This is a genomic window from Nocardioides dubius (genome assembly GCF_039528155.1).
GTDB classification, from domain to species: domain Bacteria; phylum Actinomycetota; class Actinomycetes; order Propionibacteriales; family Nocardioidaceae; genus Nocardioides; species Nocardioides dubius.
The window spans coordinates 256,263-258,875 of record NZ_BAAALG010000001.1; the positions used below are offsets into that span (position 1 = coordinate 256,263).

Here is a 2,613-nt window from a genome sequence, read left to right on the forward strand (position 1 = left end):
TACGCGCGAGATGCACCCACGCACGTCGCACCGACGGGAACCAGGTCTGACCCCATCATTAGTCAAGTACCTGCGCATTCTTGAACCAGGCGTTGCTTTTTACCGGGAACATTGACACGAACTCGCCGCCAGGCTTCGTGATTACCAGATCACCGCCGCGCCTAAAGAAGAAGTACCCATCGCCGCCGCCGCTGCTCGGATTGTAAGCGCCCCGACGGACCTCGTCTGGGTTTCGATGTACCTCATGAATGCGACGAGTGTACCAAGCCCTTCCTACCGAGTCGCCTGGACTTAATCCGTAGTCGCCCGAATGCTTGCCCCATTTTGCGCCGACCTGCTTAGTTGACGCGGCCAACGGCGGATGGACCAACCGCGCCGCAGAACTGGATGCCCGAGCACCGTTCGGCGCCATTTTCGCAGTTCCCAGGGCCAGTCGGCCAGCTCGAAGCGGAGCCGCGACCGCACCGCCATACGGAATGAGTACGGTCCAGAAACTGGCAATGGTGCGCATCGCACCATCGCGGGCGCCGATCTTGTCGGCAGCTTTCGCCGCATACGGCGTGGCGCAGTTGCTCCGGTTCGCCGTACAGAGTCGATTGACCGAGTCAATGAGTGCGGCGCCGCCATCCAATACCCCGCCGGCGATGTCCTTGTAGACCTGCGATTCGGTGAACTCGATGTCGGCCACAGCGCTGCTGAAGGAACGCGCCCCCTCGACGATCTTCGTCGACATCTCGGCGCGGATCCTTGGCATGCTCAGTTTCCAACCGCCCGAGTCCGAGCCCTCCGATGAGCTGGATTCGGGCGAGTTCAGCCCCGAGAACTGGGTGTTGAGCTGGGCCAAGGTCGAGACCACTGCCAGCTCGTCGTCACTCGGCGAAGGTCCGCTTCCGCCAACCTTGCCGTCGGTGACGTTCAATCCCGTCGGATCACTCAGATTCACCGGGTCGTTGTTGCCGTAGGTGTACCCGTTCATCGAGTTCGCGTCGCTCGTGTCCAGCAACGGATCGACACTGATGAACCGTCCGTAGCGCGGGTCGTACATCCGCGCCCCGATGTAGGTCAGCCCGGTCTCTGCATCATGCGGCTTGCCGAGGAATCCCTTGTCGTCGACCCAGGTCGGTGCCGTGGTGTCACGCGAGCGCCCGAACGGATCGCTGTGCCGCTTGGTCCGCTCGGCGACCGCAGTCGCCTTCCACGTCGCGTTCGCCGTGCCGTGATGGTCACCTGCCGTCAGCGTCACAGTGCTGGTACTCGACGCACTGGTCCCGGTCCTCACCGCGACCTGCTGGCCGTTGTACTGGTAGTAGCGCAGCGACTTCGCGCTGTAGGTGCTTCCCGCCTTGGTGACCTGCACCTCGAGGTCTCCCAGGTACAGCGTGGTCACACCGTCGGTGCTCGATCCGGTGGGATCCGCGCCGGGTCGCTTGATCAGCAGCGCACCGTCCGCGTCGTACAGGTACGACGTCGTGGTGGACCCTTGAACAGTCTTGGCGACCTTGCCCTCGGCGTTCCAGGTCAGGTCCGTCCGTGCGCCAGCGGGCGACCACCAGTGCGTCGCATCGCCGCGAGCATTCACACAATGCGCCTGGGCGACCCCATTGACTGCCACCGAGGTCAACGCATGGGGACCAGCGGTCCGTCCATCACACGCACCCCCATAGGCGTACGTCGTCACGGCACCGTTCTTCCCACCGACCGGCGACGCGGGAGGGTAGTGCTGGGTGGAGGTCGACCGCGTCCCACTCGCGTCGTTGTAGGTGTAGCTGTGCCAGTACGGAGCGGCTCCGTCGATGTTCGAGAGCGTGCGACTTGCTGCATCGCACTGCCCTGACTTCGAGGTCCACGCGTGCGACAGCCGGTTCCAGTCCCCATAGGCGAAGCACTGGTTGTCCGGCGACGACTGGTTCGGAGCATTGTCTCGAATCCGCGTGATCTTGCCGGACGGGTCGTACTGGTAGTCGAGATTGATCAGCGCAGTGTTGCTGCTGGTGTCGTCAGCGCGGAACCACTGCGGCCGCCGCAAGCCGTCGTAGCCGTTCGTCAGCCAGACCCGTTGCGTGCCTCCGACCGACTGCGAGAGCTCCGTCTGCACGACATCGCCGAACGCGTCATAGCTCGTCCCACTGACGATTCCGACCATCTGGATCGGCGAGCGGAAGTCGTCATAGGTGATCGTCCGGGTCTCCTGCGCGAGGCCAGGGACCTTCGGCGTCCGCACACTGGTCACGGTCGCGTCGTTCGCGTTCCGCGTCGTGCGGAACTCGAGAGCCTGACTCACCGCCGCCGGATGCGGAGTCGTCCCTGTGGGCTGAGGGCCTGATACCAACGGGTCGTCAGCGGGGAGGACGACCTGTGTCCGGATCGGAAGGCGGTGTCGGTCGTAGGCCAAGACCTCTCGCTTGTATGCCGAACCAGTCGCACCACCCACGTACCGGATCGAAGCGGTCGGCTCGCCCTTCAACACCGAGTCGTAGGTCCACTCCGCGGTCAGGTTCGCCGGCGTCGCGGCACCCTCGTACTGCTTCGTCTTGCGCCCCAGGACGTCGTAGTCGTAGCGCAACGTCTGGTCCAAGCTGTTGGTGACAGCCACGACCTGGTCCAGCTCGTCGT

At 64.0% G+C, this 2,613-nt stretch carries 1 protein-coding gene; it reads right to left on the reverse strand.

Going from position 1 to position 2,613, the window contains the following annotated elements:
* Positions 1-58 precede the first annotated feature (58 nt).
* Positions 59-2,613: RHS repeat-associated core domain-containing protein (locus ABD151_RS01170; RefSeq protein WP_343990462.1), on the reverse strand; the 2,555-nt coding region annotated here is incomplete at its 5' end.